Origin of the sequence: Stenotrophomonas mori, assembly GCF_023556335.1 — a bacterium.
GTDB classification, from domain to species: domain Bacteria; phylum Pseudomonadota; class Gammaproteobacteria; order Xanthomonadales; family Xanthomonadaceae; genus Stenotrophomonas; species Stenotrophomonas mori.
Genome location: NZ_JAIKTS010000001.1, coordinates 1,370,498 through 1,388,852 on the forward strand (window position 1 = coordinate 1,370,498; position 18,355 = coordinate 1,388,852).

The window sequence follows — 18,355 nt, forward strand, 5'->3', positions numbered from 1 at the left end:
TGGATCCCGGCCGGTGCATGCCGTGGCATCACCGTTCTCCGAGTGGGTACTGCAATGGGTACTGCAAGAAGCCGGCCAGCCGGCAAGTCGATCAATTCTGTTTCCAGCGCAACGCAAGAATCCAACACTCCGAATCGAAGGTCTACATATCCATGCGCGCGTCCGTGCCTTGAAGCACTTTCATCCGCTCCTCTCCAAAAGCGGACGACAGTGGGTGGCATCCAGCAACCTCTGGGCAACCGCAACTGCACCATGACTGTATGGATCCGCCGCAACGATCGTCTTGATGCAATTTACCGAGCGACATGCCGATATTGGCACAATTCCGGAATTCCGATCACTTGCCGGCGGATTGCCCGTGGATCGCCCCGATAGGTATCAAATGCAACGTTTTTCCCGCTCCCCGGGCAATGCGCTCCGCGCCCTGACGACTTCGGCATATTGCACTGCAATACACGCGGGCCGCCGCGGGCACGCCGCGCCCGTACGCCCGGCCGCTGCCGTGGCGCCCCACCCCGCCGTGCGGCCGCATGCGGCGGCGTCCCCGGCCCGGTCCCCGCTCCGGGCGGCGCCGCGGATGCGGCTCAGGCGATATAGACGGTCTTGGTGTTCATGAACTCGCGGATGCCGTGCTCGGCCAGCTCGCGGCCGAAGCCGGAACGCTTGGTACCGCCGAACGGCAGCCGCGCATCGCTCTTGACCACCGCGTTGACGAAAGCGGCACCGCACACCAGCCGCGCCGCGACCCGCTCGCCGCGGGCGGTGTCGCGCGTCCACACGCTGCCGCCCAGGCCATAGTCGGTGTCGTTGGCCACCCGCACCGCCTCGGCCTCGTCCTTCACCCGCACGATCGCCGCTACCGGCCCGAACAGCTCCTGCGCATAGGCCGGCATGCCCGGCGCGACGTGGTCCAGGATCGAGGCCGGATAGCCGGCCGGGCTGTCGGCGAGCGGGGCGCAGCCCAGCAGCGGCCGCGCGCCCTGGTCGATGCTCTCGCGCACCTGCCGGTGCAGTTCGTCGCGCAGGTCGCTCCTGGCCATCGGCGCCAGCGTGGTGGCCGCGTCCTGCGGATCACCCGGCACCCGCTCCCTGGCCGCCGCGAGGAAGCGCTGCACGAAGGCGTCGGCGATGGCCTCCACCACCACGAAGCGCTTGGCGGCGATGCAGGTCTGCCCGGCGTTGTCGAAGCGCGAGGCCACCGCCGCGGCGACCGCCGCGTCCAGGTCGGCGTCCTCCAGCACCACGAAAGCGTCGCTGCCGCCCAGTTCCATCACGCATTTCTTGAGCTGGTCGCCGGCGTTGCTGGCGATCGCGCGCCCGGCCCGCTCGCTGCCGGTGAGTGTGACCGCCTTGATCCGGCGGTCGCGCAGCACCTCGGCGGCCTGGTCGTTGTCGATGTGCAGCACGTCGAACACCCCCTCCGGCACGCCGGCGTCGGCCAGCACCGCGGCGATCAGGTCGGCGCAGCCCGGCACGTTGCTGGCGTGTTTGAGCAGCGCCACGTTGCCGGCCATCAGCGACGGTGCCAGGAACCGGAACACCTGCCAGACAGGGAAGTTCCACGGCATCACCGCCAGCACGCAGCCGATGGGCTGGTAGACCACGTAGCTGCGCTGCGCCTCGGTTGGGATCGGCTGCGGCTGCAGGTAGTCGCCGGCATGCGCGGCGTAGTACTCGCAGACCGCCGCGCTTTTCTCGATCTCCGCCAGCGCTTCCCGCCGCAGCTTGCCCATTTCGCGGGTCATCGTGCGCTGGAGTTCCTCGGCGCGCGCGCGCAGCCCGGCCGCCACCCGGCGCAGCCACGTGCCGCGCTGCGCCAGCGTCGCCTCCGACCAGGCCGGGAATGCCGCCTCGGCGGCGGCCAGCCGGCGCTCGATGTCGGCCGAGTGCATGAGCTCGACCGTGCGCTCGGCCTGGCCGGTGAAGGGATTGGATATCTGGTACGACGCCATGGCGGTAGACCCGTATGCAACAAGGCCCCCAGCGTACCCCCCGGACCGTCATGCCGGCGTTACCGGCGCCGCCGCTCAGTCCCGCGCCTGCAGTGCCAGCTGCAGGTCGCGCCGGCGCCGCCGCTCCGCGCGCAGCGACATCCAGCCCACCCCGAAGGCCACCGCCGATACCGCCAGCACCATCAGCGTCGCCAGTGCATTGATCTTCGGGCTCACCCCCATCCGCACCGAGGCGAAGATCTTCATCGGCAGGGTGGTCGAGTTCGGGCCGGCCACGAAACTGGCGATCACCACGTCGTCCAGCGACAGGGTGAACGCCAGCAGCCAGCCGGACAGCAGCGCCGGGGCGATGATCGGCAGGGTGATCAGGAAGAACACCCGGACCCGGTTGGCCCCCAGGTCCATGGCCGCTTCCTCCAGCGAGCGGTCCAGCTCGCGCAGGCGCGAGGCCACCACCACGGTGACGAAGGACAGGGTGAAGGTGACATGCGCGATCCAGATCGCCACCAGCCCCTTCGACGGCAGCCCGAGCAGGCTGCCCAGCGACCCCAGCATCAGCAGGATCGACAGGCCGATGATCACCTCCGGCATCACCAGCGGCGCGGTCACCAGCACCGCGAAGACGGTCTTCCCCGGGAACCGGCGGACGCGCTCCAGTGCCAGCGCCGCCAGGGTGCCCAGCACCACCGCCGCGGTCGCGGTCCAGAACGCGAGCTTGATGCTGACCCAGGCCGCCTGCAGCAGCTGCCGGTCGCCGGCCAGCTCCATGTACCCGCGCAGGGAGAAGCCCGCCCACACCGTGGCCAGCCGCGAGGCGTTGAACGAGTACAGCACCAGCAGCAGGATCGGCAGGTACAGGAACGCGAAGCCGGGCACCAGTGCGGCCCAGCGCAGCCAACGGTGGCGTGCCGCGCTCATGCCCCGCCCCCGTCCAGCGCGCGCTGCCGCGAGCGGTTGAAGAGCAGGATCGGAACCAGCAGCAACAGCAGCATCACGATCGCCATCGCCGAGGCCAGCGGCCAGTCGCGGCTGCCGAAGAACTCGCTCCACAGCACCCGGCCGATCATCGGCGTGCCGGGGCCGCCGAGCATTTCCGGAATCACGAACTCGCCCACCGCCGGGATCATCACCAGCAGGCAGCCGGCGACGATGCCGTTGCGCGACAGCGGCAGGGTGACCCGCGCGAAGGCCCGCCACGGGCCCGCCCCCAGGTCGTAGGCCGCTTCCAGCAGGCGCCGGTCGTGGCGCACCAGGTTGGCGTACAGCGGCAGCACCATGAACGGCAGGTAGCAGTAGACGATGCCGATGTGGGCTGCCAGCGGCGTGTACAGGATCCGCAGCGGCGCGTCGATCAGGCCCGCGCCCAGCAGCGCGCGGTTGAGCAGGCCATTGCTGTCCAGCAGGCCGATCCAGGCATAGACCCGGATCAGGAACGAGGTCCAGGAAGGCAGCACCACCAGCATCATCGCGATGCTCCGCGAGGACGGCGGCAGGCGCGCGATGGCGTATGCCATCGGGTAGCCGATGAGCAGCGCCAGCAGGGTCGAGACCGCCGCGATCCGGACCGAGCCCAGGTAGGCCAGCAGGTACTGGCTGTCGCTGAACAGCTGCACATAGTTGCCCAGTTCCAGATCGATGCGCAGCACCCTGTCCACGTGGGTGACGAGCGGCGAGTACGGCGGCATCGCCACCGATGCGCCGGCGAAGGAGATCTTCAGCACGATCAGGAACGGCACGGCGAAGAACAGCAGCAGCCACAGGTAGGGCACGCCGGCCACCGCGGCGCGCACTCCCGGCCACCTGCGCCGCCGGCCGGCGCGCCCGGGACGCGGCGCGCTCATCCGCCCAGCACCACGCCGTCGCTGTCGCCCCAGGACACCCAGACCTCGTCGTTCCAGGTGATGCCGTCGCTGTCCCAGCGCTTCATGTTGGCGAAGTTGGCCAGCACCTTGGCACCGCTGGGCAGGCGCACGTGGTAGACCGAGTGGCTGCCAAAATAGGCGATGTCCTCGACCACCCCGCGCGCCTTGTTGGCATCGCCCCCGGGCTCCTGCTTGGCGATGTGCACCTTCTCCGGCCGCAGCGCGAACGCCACCGGCTGGCCTTCGTAGCCGGTGATGCCGTGGCCGATGTGGATCGGCGCCGGGAAGTCGGGCGTGCGCACGGTCGCCCGCCCGGGCAGGTCTTCGTCGATCGTGCCCTCGAACAGGTTCACCGAGCCGATGAAGCCGGCGACGAAGCGGTTGGCCGGCTGCTCGTAGATGTCGTCCGGCCTGCCGGTCTGCTGGATCCAGCCCTGGTCCATCACCGCGATGCGGGTGGCCATGCTCATCGCCTCCTCCTGGTCGTGGGTGACCATCACGCAGGTCACCCCCGACTGCTCGATGATGTCGACCAGCTCCAGCTGCATCCGCGCGCGCAGCTTCTTGTCCAGCGCGCCCATCGGCTCGTCCAGCAGCAGCAGCTTCGGCCCCTTGGCCAGCGAGCGCGCCAGCGCCACGCGCTGCTGCTGTCCGCCGGAGAGCTGGTGCGGGCGGCGCTTGCCCAGCCCCTGCAGCTGCACCCGTTCCAGCATCTCGCCGACGCGCTGGGCGATGGCGTCCCGGGCCAGGCCGTCCTGCTTGAGGCCGAAGGCGATGTTCTGCTCCACGGTCATGTGCGGGAACAGCGCATAGGACTGGAACATCATGTTGATCGGCCGCCGGTACGGCGGCAGCGCGGTGATCGCCTGGCCATCGAGCACGATCGCCCCGCGGGTGGGCGTCTCGAAGCCGGCCAGGCACCGCAGCAGGGTCGACTTGCCGCTGCCCGAGCCGCCGAGCAGCGCGAAGATCTCGCCCTTGCGCACATCCAGGTCGACGTCGTCGACCGCGACCACGCCGTCGAACTCCTTGCGCAGGCCGCGGATGGACAGGTAGCCGCTACCCGGCGGTACGGCAAGGGCCTCCGGCATGGCGTCGACGGGCATGGAACGCTCCGAAAGGGGGGACGGTCGAACGCGCGTAGTGTAGTCGCCGGTTCCCGCGGCGGCACCCGCGCCGGCGCCGCGGCCTAGCGTCCGCGCTTGATCTCGCCCCACAGCCGCGTGTACTGCCGGTCCACGTCCGGCGGGTTGATCGCGTAGGTGAACATCTTCGCGGCCACCGCTTCGGGCGGATAGATGGTGGCGTCGTCGCGGATCGCCGCGTCCACCAGCGGCGTGGCCGGGCGCACCGGATTGGCATAGTGGGTGAGGTTGGTGTTGCCGGCCGCCACCTGCGGTTCGAGCAGGTAGTTAATGAACGCGTGCGCATTGTCCGGATGCGCGGCGTCCTTCGGGATCGCCAGCATGTCGAACCACTGCGGCGCGCCCTCCTCCGGGATCGAATAGGCCACCTGCACGCCGTTGCGCGCCTCGGCGGCCCGGTCGCGGGCCTGGATGATGTCGCCCGACCAGCCCACCACCAGGCAGGTGCCGCCGCTGGCCAGCGAGCCGACGTACTGGCTGGAGTGGAAGTTCTGCACGTAGGGGCGGATCGCCAGCAGCAGGTCGGCGGCCCGGCGCAGCGCCGCCGGCTCGGCACTGTGCGGATCCTCGCCCAGGTAATGCAGGGCGATGGGAATCATGTCCGCCGGGGTGTCCAGCAGGGTGACGCCGCAGTCCTTCATCCTGGCGATGTTCTCCGGCTTGAACACCAGGTCCCAGCTGCGGGCGATGGCGTCGCTGCCGCCGAAGCGCTCCTTGAGCTTGGCCACGTTGTAGCCGATCCCGGTGGTGCCGATCATGTACGGCACGCCGTAGCGGTTGTCCGGGTCCTGGCCGGCGATCCGCGCCATCATGTCCGGGTCCAGGTTGCCCAGGTTCGGGATCCGGCCCTTGTCCAGCGGCTGGAACACCCCGGCCTGGATCTGCCGCCCGAAGAAGTTCAGCGTCGGCACCACGACGTCGTAGCCGCTGCCGCCGGCCAGCAGCTTGGCCTCCAGCATCTCGTCGCTGTCGAACACGTCGTAGGTCACCCGGATCCCGGTCGCCTTCTCGAACCCCGGCAGCGTGTCCGCGGCGATGTAGTCCGAGTAGTTGTAGACGTTCAGGACCCTGGCCTCGCCCTCGCCGGCACGCGGGCCACCGGCGTTCTCGCCACTGCAGGCAGCCAGCAGGGACAGGGCGACCGCGACGGTCGGGATGCGCAGATTCATGGACTCTCCATTGATGATCCGGGAGCGGAGGGCGGCCGGACGGGCCGGCCGCCACGGCATTGTCCCATGCACCGGCGGTGCGGGACCGCGGGCGGCCCTCGCCCGCCGCGGCGCCGGTTCAGACGTTGAGCAGCAGGAACTCGCGCTCCCAGGAGCTGATGACGCGGAAAAAGGTCTCGTACTCCTTGCGCTTGACCGACACGTACGCACGGCAGAAGCGCGGCCCCAGCAAGGCCTGCAGCGGTTGGCAGCGTTCCAGCCCGTCCAGCGCCTCGCCCAGCGAGCGCACCAGGGTGTAGCCCGGCGCCTTGGCGTTGCCGTCCACCGGCGCGCCCGGCGTGCGCCGCTCTTCGATGCCCAGCAGGCCGCAGGCCAGGGTCGCGGCCATCGCCAGGTAGGGGTTGGCGTCGGAGCCGGCAAAGCGGCTTTCCACGCGGCTGTTCTCCAGGCTGTCGATGGGCACCCGCAGGCCGCAGGTGCGGTTGTCGAAGCCCCATTCCACGTTGCTGGGCGAGACCTCGCCGAACACCAGCCGGCGGTAGGAGTTGACGTTGGGCGCGAAGAACGCCATCGCCATCGGCACATACGCCTGCAGGCCGCCCAGGTAGTGCATGAACAGCGCGCTGTAGTCGCCCTCGCCCGCGCCGGCGAACACGTTTGCCCCGTCGCGGGTGCGCAGCAGGCTCTGGTGGATGTGCATGGCGCTGCCCGGCTCGGTCTCCATCGGCTTGGCCAGGAAGGTGGCGTACACGCCATGGCGCATCGCCGCCTCGCGCATGGTGCGCTTGAACAGGAACACCTGGTCGGCCAGCGCCATCGCGTCGGCATGGGTGAAGTTCACTTCCAGCTGCGCCGCGCCGGATTCGTGGATCAGCGTGTCCACGTCCAGCTTCATCGCATCGCAGTAGTCGTACATCAGGTCGAGGATGGGATCGAACTCGTTGACCGCGTCGATCGAATACGACTGGCGCGCGGTCTCCGGACGGCCGGAACGGCCCGCCGGCGGCAGCAGCGGGAAGTCCGGGTCGGTGTTCTTCTGCACCAGGAAGAATTCCACCTCCGGCGCCACGATCGGCTTCAGCCCCCGCTCTTCGTAGGCCGCCAGCACCCGCCGCAGCACGTTGCGCGGTGCCAGCTCGTGCGGCTGCCCGTCGCGGGTATAGCAGTCATGGATGATCTGCGCGGTGGGATCGGTCGCCCACGGCACCATGCGCACGGTCTCCGGGTCCGGACGCAACACCATGTCCGCGTCCGCCGGCGCCACCAGTTCGTAGTAGTCGTCGGGGAAGTCGCCGGTGACCGTGGTGGCGAAGATGCCTTCGGGCAGGCGCGTGCCGTAGTCGTGGCTGAACTTGTCGGCCGGGATGATCTTGCCGCGCGCGTTGCCGGTGATGTCCGGCACCAGGCACTCGACCTCGGTGATGTTGCGCTGCCTGAGCCAGCGCAGCAGCGCGCTGTCCTCCTGGGCGGTGGCGGTTCGGCGGGGACGCGGGCGTGGCGGCATGGCGCGGGGACCTGGCGGAAAACGGATGCCGCCCCGCACCGGCGCTGGAACCCGGCCCCGGCGGCGGGGCATGCCGGCACGCTACCGCCTGCACCGGCATTCAGGCAACCGCGCGCCGGCCTGCGGCGACCGCCGGTGCGTAGACTGGAAGGCCGGCCGCTGCCCTCCCCGATGCCCGTGGACGCTCCCCGTGCCCCCTCTGCCCCGAGCTGGTACACGACCAGCCTGCCACCGCCCGCGGTACGCCCGCCATTGCGCGGCCGCGGCCGCGCCGACGTGGCGGTGCTCGGCGCCGGCTACACCGGATTGACCGCGGCGCTGGCGCTGGCCGAGCGCGGCTTCCAGGTGACCGTGCTGGAGGCCGGCCAGGTCGGCGACGGCGCCTCCGGCCGCAACGGCGGCCAGGCCCTGGTCGGCTATGGCTGCGATCCGGCGCGCCTGCGCGCGCTGCTCGGCGAGGCCGACGCCGGCCGGCTGTTCGACTTCTCCCGCGACGGCCTGCGCAGGCTCAAGCAGCGCATCGCGCGCCACGGCATCGACTGCGACTGGCGCGACGGCCACGCCAGCGTGGCGCTCCGCCGGCGCCAGGTGCGTGCGCTGCGGGCGGAGCAGGCCGACATGGCCGCACGCCATGGCTACCCGCTGCACTGGTGGGACCGCGACCGCCTGCGGCAGGTGCTGGCCAGCGACCGCTACCTCGGCGCGCTCTACGATCCGGCCGCCGGCCACCTGCATCCGCTGGCCTATGCCCGGGGGCTGGCGCGCGCGGCGGAAACCGCCGGCGTGCGCCTGCACGAACACTCCCCGGTGGTGCGGCTGGAACGCGGCCCACGCCCTGCGCTGCTCACCGCGCAGGGGCGGGTCGACGCCGATTTCGTGGTGCTGGCCGGCAACGCCGGGCTGCACGGCATCGCCCCGGAACTGGAATCGCGGATGCTGCCGGTGGGCACCTACATCGGCGCCACCGTGCCCCTGGGCAGCGAGCGCGCACGCGCGCTGATCGGCAACGGCATGGCCGTGGCCGACGTGAACTGGGCGCTGGACTACTTCCGCCTCAGCCGCGACCACCGCCTGCTGTTCGGCGGCCTGGCCAGCTACTCGGCGCTGCCGCCGCCCGGCCTGCGCGCGACATTGGCGCGGCGCATGCGGGCGGTGTTCCCGCAGTTGGCCGACGTGGCCCTGGAGCATGTCTGGGGCGGCGCCATCGACATCACCCGCAACCGCGCCCCGCACTGGGGCCGGCTCGCCCCCAGCATCTACTTCGCACAGGGCTTCTGCGGCCACGGCGTGGCCAGCAGCGGGCTGGCCGGCGACATCCTCGCCGAGGCCATCGCCGGGCAGGCGCAGCGGCTGGACGTGTTCGCGCGCATCGGCCACCGGCGTTTCCCCGGGGGCCGAGCCCTGCGCCGCCCGCTGCTGGTGGCGGCGATGTCCTGGTACAGGCTGCGCGACCTGCTGTGGTGACGCCGCCACCGCGCCGTGGCGGCCTTTGATCCAGATCAACGCACCCCGCCGCCGCCCTGCCTAGAGTGCCCACCGACGGCACATCTATCTGGAGAAACGACGGTGGCACTTCTGGTCTGGCAGGACGATCTCAACACGGGCGTGGAAGTCATCGACCGCCAGCACATGCGGATCGTGGAGATGCTCAACCACCTGCATGTGACCCAGAAGAACCTGGAGCGGGTCGCCGTGGGCGAGGTGATCAACGAGCTGATCGACTACACCATGTCGCACTTCGCCTTCGAGGAAGAGCTGATGGAGGAGGCCGGCTACCCCTTCTGCGCCGCGCACAAGCGCGTGCACGAAGTGTTCATCAAGCGGGTCACCGAATACCGGATGCGCTTCGAGGCCGGCGAGGACATCACCGACGAGCTGCGCAACATGCTCTCGCGCTGGCTGTTCAACCACATCCGCGGCGACGACAAGGCCTACGCCGGGCAGGTCAAGCACCACCTGGACAAGTTCGCCCGCGAACACGAGGAAGGCGGCTGGCTCGGACGCACGCTCAAGCGCCTGTTCCGCTGAGCCGCCGCCGACGACGGGGTTGCAAGTCCGGGCTCGGGCCGCGCGGCATCAAGGCCGCGCGGCAGTCCGGCGCTGGATCGCCCACAGCGCCAGGGCGGTGACCACCGCGGTCGCGCACAGGTAGCCGCCGACCGCGCCGATGCCGTAGGTGCCCGCCAGCCAGGTCGCCGCATACGGCGCCGGCGCCGCGCCGAGGATGCCGGCCAGGTTGAACGACAGCGACGCCCCGGTATAGCGCACCTGCACCGGGTAGAGGCTGGCCAGCATGGTCCCGCAGGGCCCGTAGGTCAGCCCCATCAGGAACAGCCCCAGGGACAGGAAGCCCAGCACCTGCCACGGATGCGCGGCCTGGAACAGCGGCTGGAACAGCAGCCCGAACACGAAGATCGCCACGGTCGCCAGCAGCATCGCCGGGACCGTGCCGTGGCGGTCGCCCAGCACCGCCGACAGCGGGATGCCGGCGCCGAAGAACAGGATGCCGACCATCTGCAGCAGCAGGAACTGCTCGCGCGTGTAGGCCAGCACCGAGGTGCCATGGCCGAGGGTGAACACCGTCATCAGGTAGAACAGCACGAAGGTCGCGAACGCGGCCAGGGTCCCGGCGACCAGCGCGAAACCATGCCCGGCGACCACCTCGCGCATCGGCAGGCGCACCCGCTGCCCGCCTTCCACCGCACGGCGGAAGTCCGGGGTCTCCTGGATGTTCAGCCGCACCCACAGGCCGACGCCCACCAGCAGCGCGCTGGCCACGAACGGCACCCGCCAGCCCCAGGCCAGGAAGGCGGCGTCGTCCATGCCCCGGTCCAGCAGCAGGAAGATCCCGGCCGACAGCAGGAAGCCCAGCGGCGCCCCCAGCTGCGGGAACATGCCGTACCAGGCGCGCTTGCCCGGCGGCGCGTTCTCCGTGGCCAGCAGTACCGCGCCGCCCCACTCCCCGCCCAGCCCCAGGCCCTGGCCGAACCGGCACAGCGCCAGCAGCAGCGGGGCCGCCAGGCCGATCTGCGCATGGGTCGGCAACAGTCCGATCGCCACCGTGGATAGGCCCATGGTCAGCAGCGCCGCCACCAGCGTGGCCTTGCGGCCGATGCGGTCGCCGTAATGGCCGAACAGCGCCGACCCGACCGGCCGCGCGATGAACGCCACCGCGAAGGTGGCCAGCGATTGCAGCAGCGCCGCATTGCTGCTGCTGTCCGGGAAGAACAGCGTCGGGAACACCAGCACCGCGGCGGTGGCATAGATGTAGAAGTCGAAGAATTCGATGGTGGTGCCGACCAGGCTGGCGGCCAGCACCCGGCGCGGGGAGTTGATCGGAGCGGGAGCAGTGGCAGGCATGGGCGGCGTGGCGGGGGAAACCCGCGCAGTCTGCCATGCGCACCGGGCGCCGCGGCGCCCGGTTGCAGACGACACCGATCGCGCCGCCCGCGCGGCGCCTGCCGGCCTAGTCGTGCAACAGGCCGGCGCCGCGCAGGGCCGCTTCCACCCCGGCGTGGTTGCCCGGTTCCAGTTCGGTCATCGGCAGCCGCAGGGTGCCCCCGCACAGGCCCAGGCGCTGCACGGCCCACTTCACCGGGATCGGGTTGGCCTCGACGAACAGCTGCCGGTGCAGCGGCAGCAGCCGCTGCTGGATCGCCATCGCCGCGCGGACATCGCCGGCCAGCGCCGCCGCGCACAGCGCGTGCATCAACCGCGGCGCCACGTTGGCGGTCACGCTGACGTTGCCGTGGCCGCCACAGAGCATCAGCGCCACCGCGGTGGCGTCGTCGCCGGAATACACCGCGAAGTCGCCCGGCAGCTCGCGGACCAGCCACTGCGCCCGCTCCAGGTTGCCGGTGGCCTCCTTGATGCCGACGATGCCCGGCACCTGCGCCAGCCGCAGCACCGTGGCGTGCTGCAGGTCGGCCACGCTGCGCCCGGGCACGTTGTAGAGCACGATCGGCAGGTCGCCGGTGGCCTCGGCGATGGCCCTGAAGTGCCGGTACTGGCCCTCCTGGCCGGGCTTGTTGTAGTACGGCACCACCTGCAGCTGGCTGTCGGCGCCGACCGTCCGCGCGTACCGCGCCAGGGCAATGGCCTCGGCGGTGGAGTTGCCGCCGCAGCCGGCCATCACCGGCACCCGCCCGGCCGCCTGTTCCACCGCGATCCGGATGATCTCGCAATGCTCTTCCACCTCCACCGTGGGCGATTCGCCGGTGGTGCCGACCACGCCGATGCCGTCGGTGCCCTCGGCCACGTGCCAGTCGACCAGCCGCCGCAGCGCCGGGTAGTCGACGCCGCCGTCCTCGAGCATGGGCGTGACGAGCGCGACGATGCTGCCGCGGAGGGGGGCGCTGGAAGTGGTCATCTCGATCCCTGAGGCCTTTAGGGGAAAACCCTTATTCTAATCGCGAAAACCGCCCCACCGTCTGCTGCTTTCCGGGAATGGACTGATAACCAATCGTCCGTCCGCCGCGCCCTTCACGGCCCTGGAACCGTGCGGGCGGGAGCCGGAGCCGACGCGGCGCTGGCGCCGTGCAGCGCCGCGCCGATGGCCGCCCCGGGCAACGACGAGGCACCGCCGCCTGGCCTGCTCCGGGCCTCAGGGCACCGCGCAGTCCAGGCAGCGATAGCGTCCCGGGCCTTCCAGCAGCGCGGTGAACGTCCGCTGCTGGCCGGCATAGGCATGCGTCGCCTGCACCGTCAGCCGCGCGGTGCGCGGCTGCAGCGAGACCGTCTCCGGCCCGCAGCTCCAGAAGCCGTTCGACACTTCCGCGAACGGCACCCGGTCCACCTCCCGCGGCGCCCCCCTGCCGCCCGCGGTGGCGATCCAGGCGATCTCCACGCGGCAGCTCACATGTTCGAAACCGACACGCTCGACCCGTATCCGGTAATGGCCGCCGGCCGTCCCCTGACGCCACTGCCCGCCCTCGACGGCCCCTGCTTCAGGCGGCGGCCCTGCGGCGACCGGCGCCGTCGCCAGGACCGCGCCCAGCACCGTGGCCGCACCGGCCAGCACCCGCCGTGGCGCTTCCGGCCACGGCCGCGGAAACAGCCGGCCGGTCATGCCGCGCACACCCCGCTCAGCCTCCCGCGAGCGCGGGATGCAGCCTGCCCCAGAGCAGGATCATCGCCACCGCCATGAGCAACCAGACCGCGGTGGCGGCCCCCAGCGTCACCGCCAGCGGCCAGCGCACGCTGCCGACATACACCACGGCCAGGTAACCGGCATAGGGAAACAGCGACCACAGCCCGAACAGGGCCGTCTTCTGCAGGTCGCCACCGGACCGTTCGCTGCCGACGATGTAGTGCGCGATCAGCGCGAACGTCGGGAACAGCGGCACCAGCCCGGCGATGAAGAAGCTCTTCGAGCGGGCCAACAGGGCGATGAGCAGCACCGCGAGCGCGCCCAGCAGCGACTTCAGGAACAGGGAAAGCATCGCCGCATCGTAACGGATCGCCGTGCCTTGGGGGCATGCCGCGACGCGGGAAACCGCACGCCCGCGCGGGCTCCCGCCGCCCCACCGGGACGAGCGCGGTCGCGCCCGGCCGCACCTGCGCCGGATCAGCCGCCGGTGCGGGCGCGGTGGTAGGCCACCAGGGCGTTGGCATGCCCGTGGCCGAGACCGTGGTCGGCCTTGAGCAGGGCCACCTGCTCCATGTGCCGGCGGTCCTTGACCGCGTCCAGGACCGCGAACCAGTGCTCGACCGGCTTGCCGTAGGTCTTCTCGATGGACGGGAAATAGGACGCCGGGCCCTTCACTGCCTGCTCTGCTGCCATGTGCACTCCTGATCGGAACGGGAACCTGGCCGGAGCGCACCGCGGCGGCATGTCCCCACCGGCCTGCGCGTCCTGCCCGGGAGCCGGCGGCGCCGGCCCGGCGCGCCGCAGCAAAGGCTGCGGAACCGCCGGAACGCGCACTATGAACCCCTCTCCGCGGACCGGCAAACTCCCTGCCGCCGCCACCGCCCACGGCCGCAGGCCGGTCCGGCCCACCCCGCGCAGGCCCCTTACAATGCCGCCCCCCCACGTTCCGGCGGCATGCACATGGACATCATCGTCAACCAAGAACTCAAGGCCTACATCGATCCACTGACACCGGACGAACACGACGCACTGGAGCGCAGCCTGCTGGCCGAAGGCTGCCGCGACGCCCTGGTGCTGTGGGGCGACGTCCTGGTGGACGGCCACAACCGCTACGGCATCTGCCGCAAGCACGGCATTCCCTTCCAGACCGTGCAGAACACCCGCTTCCAGTCGCTGGAGGACGTGCACCTGTGGATGATCGAACAGCACCTCGGGCGCCGCAGCGTGTCCGACTTCCAGCGCGGCGTGCTGGCGCTGCGCAAGCGCGCGATCCTGGACGCGCGGCGCGCGGACGAGCAGGCGCAGCTGCAGCGCGAGAACGACGGCGAGGCGCCGTTGGCGCAGGCCGAGCCCACCCCGGCGGACGATGCGCCGCCGTGGGCGCCGGCCCCCAGGCTGTCGCGCACCGAGCTGGCGCGCCAGGCCAAGCTCAGCGCCAGCCAGGTGACGATGATCGAGAAGATCCACAGCCAGGCCGCGCCGGAGCTGATCGAAGCGGTGAAGACCGGGGCGATCTCGATCAGCGCCGCCGCCACGGTCGCCAGCCTGCCCGAGGACGAGCAGCGCGCGGCCGCACAGGGCGGCAAGGACGAACTGCGCCAGGCCGCCAAGCGGGTGCGCGAAGCGCGTCGCCGGCCGCGGCCGGCCACCAGCGGAACCGATTCCGAAACCGGGACCCCGGTCGCGGCCGCCGCCGAGGACGGCGAGCTGGAGCGCCTGCGCCAGCGCGTGGCCTCGCTGACCGCCGAGAACCAGGCGCTGCGCATGGAGCTGGACGCACTGCGTGCACGACTGGGCGACCCCGGCACCTGAATGCCGGCCCGCCCGGCGGCACGCCACGCCGGGCCGCGCCGCCGGAATCCCCGCTTGCTCCGTCACCGCCGGGGCGGTCACCATGCATCGACCCTGCAAGGAATCCACCATGGCCTCGGCATCCCCGGAACTGGAACGGTTCGTCCGCGACGCGCTGATGCGCGGCCACCCGCGCGACCAGGTACGGCAGGCCCTGCTGGACGCCGGCTGGAGCGCCGAGCAGATCCAGGGGGTGCTCGATGGCTGGGCCGAGGGAGCGTTCGCGCTGCCGGTGCCGCGTCCCCGCGCCTCGCTGTCCGCCCGCGAAGCCTTCCTCTACCTGCTGCTGTTCAGCGCCCTGTACTTCTCCGCCTGGAACCTCGGCAGCCTGCTGTTCGCGCTGCTCGAGCGCCTGCTCCCCGACCCGGCCGATGCGCAGTGGCAGGCGATGCGGCTGAACGCGTCGATGCGCTGGTCGGTCTCGGCGCTGCTCATCGCCTTCCCGGTGTTCGCCCTCCTCGCCCGCCACCTCGCGCAGGATGTCGCCAGGCACCCGATCAAGCGCCTGTCGCCGATCCGCCGCTGGCTCACCTACCTGACCCTGTTCGCCGCCGCCGCGATCCTGATCGGCGACCTGACCGTGCTGGTCTACAACCTGCTCGGCGGCGAGCTGAGCCTGCGCTTCCTGCTCAAGGTCGGCGTGGTGGCGGCCATCACCGGCACCGTGCTCGGCCACTACCTGCGCGACCTGCGCCGCGAGGAGGTGGCCGGCACCGCCCCGCGCGCCACCGGGCGCCGCGTGCTGTGGGCCACCGGCATCGTCACCGCGCTGTCCATCGCCGCCGGTGCGACGGTGATGGACTCGCCGGTGCGGCAGCGGCTGCTGCGGCTGGACAATGCCCGCGTCGAGCAGCTGCAGACACTGGACTCCGCCGTCCGGCTCTGGTGGAGCGCGCACCAGACGCTGCCCGCCGACCTGGCCGCCTTGGCCGCGCAGCCGGGCGTCAACCTGCCGCGCCACGATCCGGACGGCGGCAGCGACTACCGCTACCGGCCCCTGGACGCCACCCGCTATGCGCTGTGCGCCGACTTCGCCACCGACAGCGGCGAGCCGCGAGCCCGCTGGCACACCCCGGTCGTCGGGGAATGGGCGCACCCGGCCGGCGCGCACTGCTTCCAGCGCAGCGTGGGCGCCAGGGACTGAGCATGCCCGCGGCCGATCCCCGCCACGCACAGCTGCGCCGCTTCAAGCGCTATGCGCTGGCGATGCTGCTGGCGATGCTGGCCGGCTTCGTGGTCAGCCACCTCAACGGTGAACGCGGCGCCTGGGCGTGGGTCGGCGCGTTCTGCGAAGCCGCCACGGTCGGCGCACTGGCCGACTGGTTCGCGGTGGTGGCGCTGTTCCGGCGGCCGCTCAACCTGCCCATTCCCCATACCGCGATCATCCCGCGCAACAAGTCCCGCATCGCCGACAGCCTGGCCGTGTTCGTCCGCGACCACTTCCTCGAACCGGAAGCACTGCTGGCGAAGCTGAAGGTCTTCGACCCGGCCACGCGCCTGGGGCAGTGGCTGGCACAGCCGCCGCAGGCGCGGATGCTGGCCGGCATGGCGCGCGGCTGGGCATTGCAGGCCCTGGACCTGCTGGACGAAGCCGCCGTGCGCCGGACGATCCAGGGCTTCGTGGCCGAACAGCTGCGGCAGTGGAACGCGGCGGCCACCGCCGGCGACCTGCTCGGCCTGCTCACCGCCGACAACCGCCACCAGCGGGTGCTGGACGAAGGCCTCAACCGCATCGCCGACTGGCTCGATACCGACGCGGTGCGCCAGCGCGCGTCGACGCTGATCGTGCGCTACATCCGCAAGGAGTGGCCGAAACTGGCCAGCACCGTGGACTGGATCAAGCCGATCGACGAGATCGGCGACTCGCTTGCCGACCGCCTGGCCCGGGCCGGACTGGACGAGCTGCAGGACATCCTCTCCCAGCCGGCGCACCCGCTGCGCCAGGACTATGCCCGCTGGCTGGACGGCTACATGCAGCGGCTGCGCGACGATCCCGCGCTGGCCGCGCGGGTGGACACCCTCAAGCAGCGGATGCTCGAACACCCGGCGGTACAGGACTACGTGCAGGGCCTGTGGCAGCGCATCCAGCGCCAGCTGCGCGAGGACCTGTCGCGCGAAGAGTCGGTGCTGGCCGCGCACCTGCAGCGCACCCTCGGCAAGCTCGGCGACGCCATCGGCCGCGACCCGGCACTGCGCGAGGCGCTCAACCAGCACATGCTCAGCGGCGCGGAAAAGCTCACCGCGCGGCTGCGCAGCGGCGTGACCACGCATATCGCCCAGACCGTGAAGGGCTGGGACGAGCGCAAGCTGGTCGAACAGCTGGAGCTGAGCGTGGGCCGCGACCTGCAGTACATCCGTTTCAACGGCACCCTGGTCGGCGGCCTGATCGGCCTGGCCCTGCATGCGTTGACCACCCTGCTGGGCAGCGGCTGACGCCGGCGGGCCCGCGCCGCCCCACGCTGCCGGGCCCGGCCGCCCTAGGCCTGCAGGCGGCGCAGGCCGGCCACCAGCCGCTCGATCTGCGCCGGCGAGGTGAAGACGCCCGGCGTGACCCGCACGCAGGCCCCTTGCACCAGCCCATCGCGGTGCACCGTGAACACCCCGGCCTGTTCCAGCAGGCGCCTGGCCACCTGGATGTTCTGCTCCAGCGTGACCTGGCCACGCAGGCGGAACGACGCGATCGCACTGCTGGACGCCTCCGCGTCCGTGCCCAGCAACTGCACCCCCGGCAGATCCCGCACGCCGTCGCGCCACTGGTTGCGCAGCCGCAGCAGCCGCGCACGCTTGGCGCGCACGCCGATCGCCTCGTGGAAGTCCAGCGCCGCCGGTACCGCCAGGAACCCGGCGAAGTTGGCGGTGCCGGTGTGGATGCGGCTGTCGATGCCGCGGTCCGGATCGCCCATGTAGGGGTCGATGGCGTCCACGCGCCCGCGGCGCACGTACATCGCGCCCACACCGACCGGCGCACCGATCCATTTATGCAGGTTGATGCCGGCGAAATCCGCCTCCAGGCGGTCGATGCGGGTGTCGACCTGGCCGATCGCATGGGCGGCATCGACGATCACGTCGACCCCGCGGGCCCGGGCCAGCGCCGCGATCTCCGCCACCGGCAGCAGCATGCCGTTGCGGTGGTTCACCTGGGTCAGCAGCATCAGCTTCAACCGCGGCGTCCGCTGCAGCGCCCGCGCGTAGGTTTCCAGTGCCTGCTCGCGGCTGCACGGCTCGGGCAGGGCGATGGCCACCGGCTCGGCCCCGCGCCGTGCGCCCAGCCAGCGCATCGCGGTGATGGTGCTGTCGTAGTCGATGTCGGCATACAGCACCTGGTCGCCCGGGCGCAGCCGGTTGTAGCCGCCGATCAGCGCCTGCAGCGCCTCGGTCGCTCCACGGGTGAACACCACTTCGTCCTCGCCCACGCCGAGGAAGCCGGCCAGCCGCTGGCGCACCGCGTGCAGGCGGCGCGGGAACGCCACCCGCCCGAACCAGGCGTTGCCGCGGTTCACCTCGGCCGTGGCCTGCGCATAGGCGCGCAACACCGGCCGTGCCATGGCGCCCCAGTAGCCGTTGTCGAGCATGGCCACCTCGTCGGTGAGGTCGTACTGGGCGGCCACCGCCGCCCAGTAGTCCTCATCGTGCGCCAACTGCTCCGGCGTGCGCCCGGGCGGGACCGGCGGCAGTACCGGGGCCGCTTCCAGGTCCGCGCCGGCGGAGGCGGAGGCGCCGGCGGCAGCGGCCAGTGGCAGCGCCGCGGCGCCGCGCAGCAGTCGTCGTCGCTGGATGTCCATG

17 protein-coding genes are annotated in these 18,355 nt (G+C 71.4%); 5 read left to right on the forward strand and 12 right to left on the reverse strand.

Translation table 11 applies throughout. The annotated features are described in order from the left end of the window. Positions 1-584: 584 nt before the first annotated feature. The 6 genes from K5L01_RS06175 to K5L01_RS06200 form a co-directional block, all read right to left on the reverse strand. The gene (locus tag K5L01_RS06175; RefSeq protein ID WP_250062889.1) at positions 585-1,952 is read right to left on the reverse strand and encodes an NAD-dependent succinate-semialdehyde dehydrogenase; all 1,368 of its coding nucleotides are present in this window, start codon (positions 1,950-1,952) and stop codon (positions 585-587) included. A 75-nt stretch (positions 1,953-2,027) separates the two neighbouring features. Next, positions 2,028-2,870, reverse strand: a complete 843-nt coding sequence (locus K5L01_RS06180; protein ID WP_250062891.1) for an ABC transporter permease subunit — start codon at positions 2,868-2,870, stop codon at positions 2,028-2,030. Continuing rightward, positions 2,867-3,793 carry an ABC transporter permease subunit gene (locus K5L01_RS06185; protein WP_250062893.1) on the reverse strand — a complete coding sequence of 309 codons (927 nt, stop codon included), beginning with the start codon at positions 3,791-3,793 and terminating at the stop codon, positions 2,867-2,869. Before K5L01_RS06185 ends, K5L01_RS06180 begins: the two co-directional genes overlap by 4 nt. Beyond that, entirely contained in the window at positions 3,790-4,920 is a 1,131-nt protein-coding gene (locus K5L01_RS06190) for an ABC transporter ATP-binding protein (RefSeq protein WP_250062895.1), read from the reverse strand. The genes K5L01_RS06185 and K5L01_RS06190 overlap by 4 nt, the downstream gene beginning before the upstream one ends. Positions 4,921-5,003: 83 nt before the next feature. Continuing rightward, positions 5,004-6,128: a polyamine ABC transporter substrate-binding protein gene (locus K5L01_RS06195; protein WP_250062897.1), complete on the reverse strand. Its 1,125-nt coding sequence runs from the start codon at positions 6,126-6,128 to the stop codon at positions 5,004-5,006. A gap of 118 nt (positions 6,129-6,246) precedes the next feature. Then, positions 6,247-7,632 carry a glutamine synthetase family protein gene (locus K5L01_RS06200; protein WP_250062899.1) on the reverse strand — a complete coding sequence of 462 codons (1,386 nt, stop codon included), beginning with the start codon at positions 7,630-7,632 and terminating at the stop codon, positions 6,247-6,249. Between the two features lie 171 nt (positions 7,633-7,803). Between K5L01_RS06200 and K5L01_RS06205 the strand changes: the two genes are divergently transcribed. Continuing rightward, the gene (locus K5L01_RS06205) at positions 7,804-9,096 is read left to right on the forward strand and encodes an NAD(P)/FAD-dependent oxidoreductase (protein WP_425603835.1); all 1,293 of its coding nucleotides are present in this window, start codon (positions 7,804-7,806) and stop codon (positions 9,094-9,096) included. Positions 9,097-9,198: 102 nt separating this feature from the next. Next, the gene (locus tag K5L01_RS06210; protein WP_250062901.1) at positions 9,199-9,660 is read left to right on the forward strand and encodes a bacteriohemerythrin; all 462 of its coding nucleotides are present in this window, start codon (positions 9,199-9,201) and stop codon (positions 9,658-9,660) included. A 48-nt stretch (positions 9,661-9,708) separates the two neighbouring features. Here K5L01_RS06210 and K5L01_RS06215 read toward each other — a convergent pair whose 3' ends face one another. The 5 genes from K5L01_RS06215 to K5L01_RS06235 all read right to left on the reverse strand — a co-directional run bounded on the left by K5L01_RS06215 (position 9,709) and on the right by K5L01_RS06235 (position 13,414). Next, complete coding sequence (locus K5L01_RS06215; RefSeq protein ID WP_250062903.1) at positions 9,709-10,992, reverse strand: MFS transporter; 1,284 nt, start codon at positions 10,990-10,992, stop codon at positions 9,709-9,711. 106 nt (positions 10,993-11,098) lie between these two features. Beyond that, the gene (gene dapA, locus K5L01_RS06220; RefSeq protein ID WP_250062905.1) at positions 11,099-12,001 is read right to left on the reverse strand and encodes a 4-hydroxy-tetrahydrodipicolinate synthase; all 903 of its coding nucleotides are present in this window, start codon (positions 11,999-12,001) and stop codon (positions 11,099-11,101) included. Positions 12,002-12,235: 234 nt separating this feature from the next. Continuing rightward, positions 12,236-12,700 carry a hypothetical protein gene (locus K5L01_RS06225; protein ID WP_250062907.1) on the reverse strand — a complete coding sequence of 155 codons (465 nt, stop codon included), beginning with the start codon at positions 12,698-12,700 and terminating at the stop codon, positions 12,236-12,238. Between the two features lie 16 nt (positions 12,701-12,716). Beyond that, entirely contained in the window at positions 12,717-13,073 is a 357-nt protein-coding gene (locus K5L01_RS06230) for a GlpM family protein (RefSeq protein WP_250062910.1), read from the reverse strand. Positions 13,074-13,198: 125 nt separating this feature from the next. After that, positions 13,199-13,414 (reverse strand): DUF4287 domain-containing protein, encoded by a 216-nt coding sequence (locus K5L01_RS06235; RefSeq protein WP_250062911.1) that lies wholly within the window; start codon positions 13,412-13,414, stop codon positions 13,199-13,201. 267 nt (positions 13,415-13,681) lie between these two features. Between K5L01_RS06235 and K5L01_RS06240 the strand changes: the two genes are divergently transcribed. From K5L01_RS06240 to K5L01_RS06250, 3 genes are all read left to right on the forward strand, one after another. After that, positions 13,682-14,533 (forward strand): plasmid replication/partition related protein, encoded by an 852-nt coding sequence (locus tag K5L01_RS06240; protein ID WP_250063504.1) that lies wholly within the window; start codon positions 13,682-13,684, stop codon positions 14,531-14,533. Between the two features lie 109 nt (positions 14,534-14,642). Then, entirely contained in the window at positions 14,643-15,716 is a 1,074-nt protein-coding gene (locus K5L01_RS06245; RefSeq protein ID WP_250062912.1) for a DUF5671 domain-containing protein, read from the forward strand. A 2-nt stretch (positions 15,717-15,718) separates the two neighbouring features. After that, positions 15,719-17,005 (forward strand): DUF445 domain-containing protein, encoded by a 1,287-nt coding sequence (locus tag K5L01_RS06250; RefSeq protein ID WP_250062913.1) that lies wholly within the window; start codon positions 15,719-15,721, stop codon positions 17,003-17,005. 44 nt (positions 17,006-17,049) lie between these two features. Here the strand turns inward: K5L01_RS06250 and K5L01_RS06255 are convergent, their stop codons facing one another. Continuing rightward, positions 17,050-18,354, reverse strand: a complete 1,305-nt coding sequence (locus K5L01_RS06255; RefSeq protein WP_250062914.1) for an aminotransferase class V-fold PLP-dependent enzyme — start codon at positions 18,352-18,354, stop codon at positions 17,050-17,052. Position 18,355 lies beyond the last annotated feature (1 nt).

Coding starts and splice junctions, on each gene's coding strand:
- K5L01_RS06175 (WP_250062889.1), bottom strand. CDS start 1,952: ATGGCGTCGTACCAGATATCCAATCCCTTCACCGGCCAGGCCGAGCGC.
- K5L01_RS06180 (WP_250062891.1), bottom strand. CDS start 2,870: ATGAGCGCGGCACGCCACCGTTGGCTGCGCTGGGCCGCACTGGTGCCC.
- K5L01_RS06185 (WP_250062893.1), bottom strand. CDS start 3,793: ATGAGCGCGCCGCGTCCCGGGCGCGCCGGCCGGCGGCGCAGGTGGCCG.
- K5L01_RS06190 (WP_250062895.1), bottom strand. CDS start 4,920: ATGCCCGTCGACGCCATGCCGGAGGCCCTTGCCGTACCGCCGGGTAGC.
- K5L01_RS06195 (WP_250062897.1), bottom strand. CDS start 6,128: ATGAATCTGCGCATCCCGACCGTCGCGGTCGCCCTGTCCCTGCTGGCT.
- K5L01_RS06200 (WP_250062899.1), bottom strand. CDS start 7,632: ATGCCGCCACGCCCGCGTCCCCGCCGAACCGCCACCGCCCAGGAGGAC.
- K5L01_RS06205 (WP_425603835.1), top strand. CDS start 7,804: ATGCCCGTGGACGCTCCCCGTGCCCCCTCTGCCCCGAGCTGGTACACG.
- K5L01_RS06215 (WP_250062903.1), bottom strand. CDS start 10,992: ATGCCTGCCACTGCTCCCGCTCCGATCAACTCCCCGCGCCGGGTGCTG.
- dapA (WP_250062905.1), bottom strand. CDS start 12,001: ATGACCACTTCCAGCGCCCCCCTCCGCGGCAGCATCGTCGCGCTCGTC.
- K5L01_RS06225 (WP_250062907.1), bottom strand. CDS start 12,700: ATGACCGGCCGGCTGTTTCCGCGGCCGTGGCCGGAAGCGCCACGGCGG.
- K5L01_RS06230 (WP_250062910.1), bottom strand. CDS start 13,073: ATGCTTTCCCTGTTCCTGAAGTCGCTGCTGGGCGCGCTCGCGGTGCTG.
- K5L01_RS06235 (WP_250062911.1), bottom strand. CDS start 13,414: ATGGCAGCAGAGCAGGCAGTGAAGGGCCCGGCGTCCTATTTCCCGTCC.
- K5L01_RS06240 (WP_250063504.1), top strand. CDS start 13,682: ATGGACATCATCGTCAACCAAGAACTCAAGGCCTACATCGATCCACTG.
- K5L01_RS06245 (WP_250062912.1), top strand. CDS start 14,643: ATGGCCTCGGCATCCCCGGAACTGGAACGGTTCGTCCGCGACGCGCTG.
- K5L01_RS06250 (WP_250062913.1), top strand. CDS start 15,719: ATGCCCGCGGCCGATCCCCGCCACGCACAGCTGCGCCGCTTCAAGCGC.
- K5L01_RS06255 (WP_250062914.1), bottom strand. CDS start 18,354: ATGGACATCCAGCGACGACGACTGCTGCGCGGCGCCGCGGCGCTGCCA.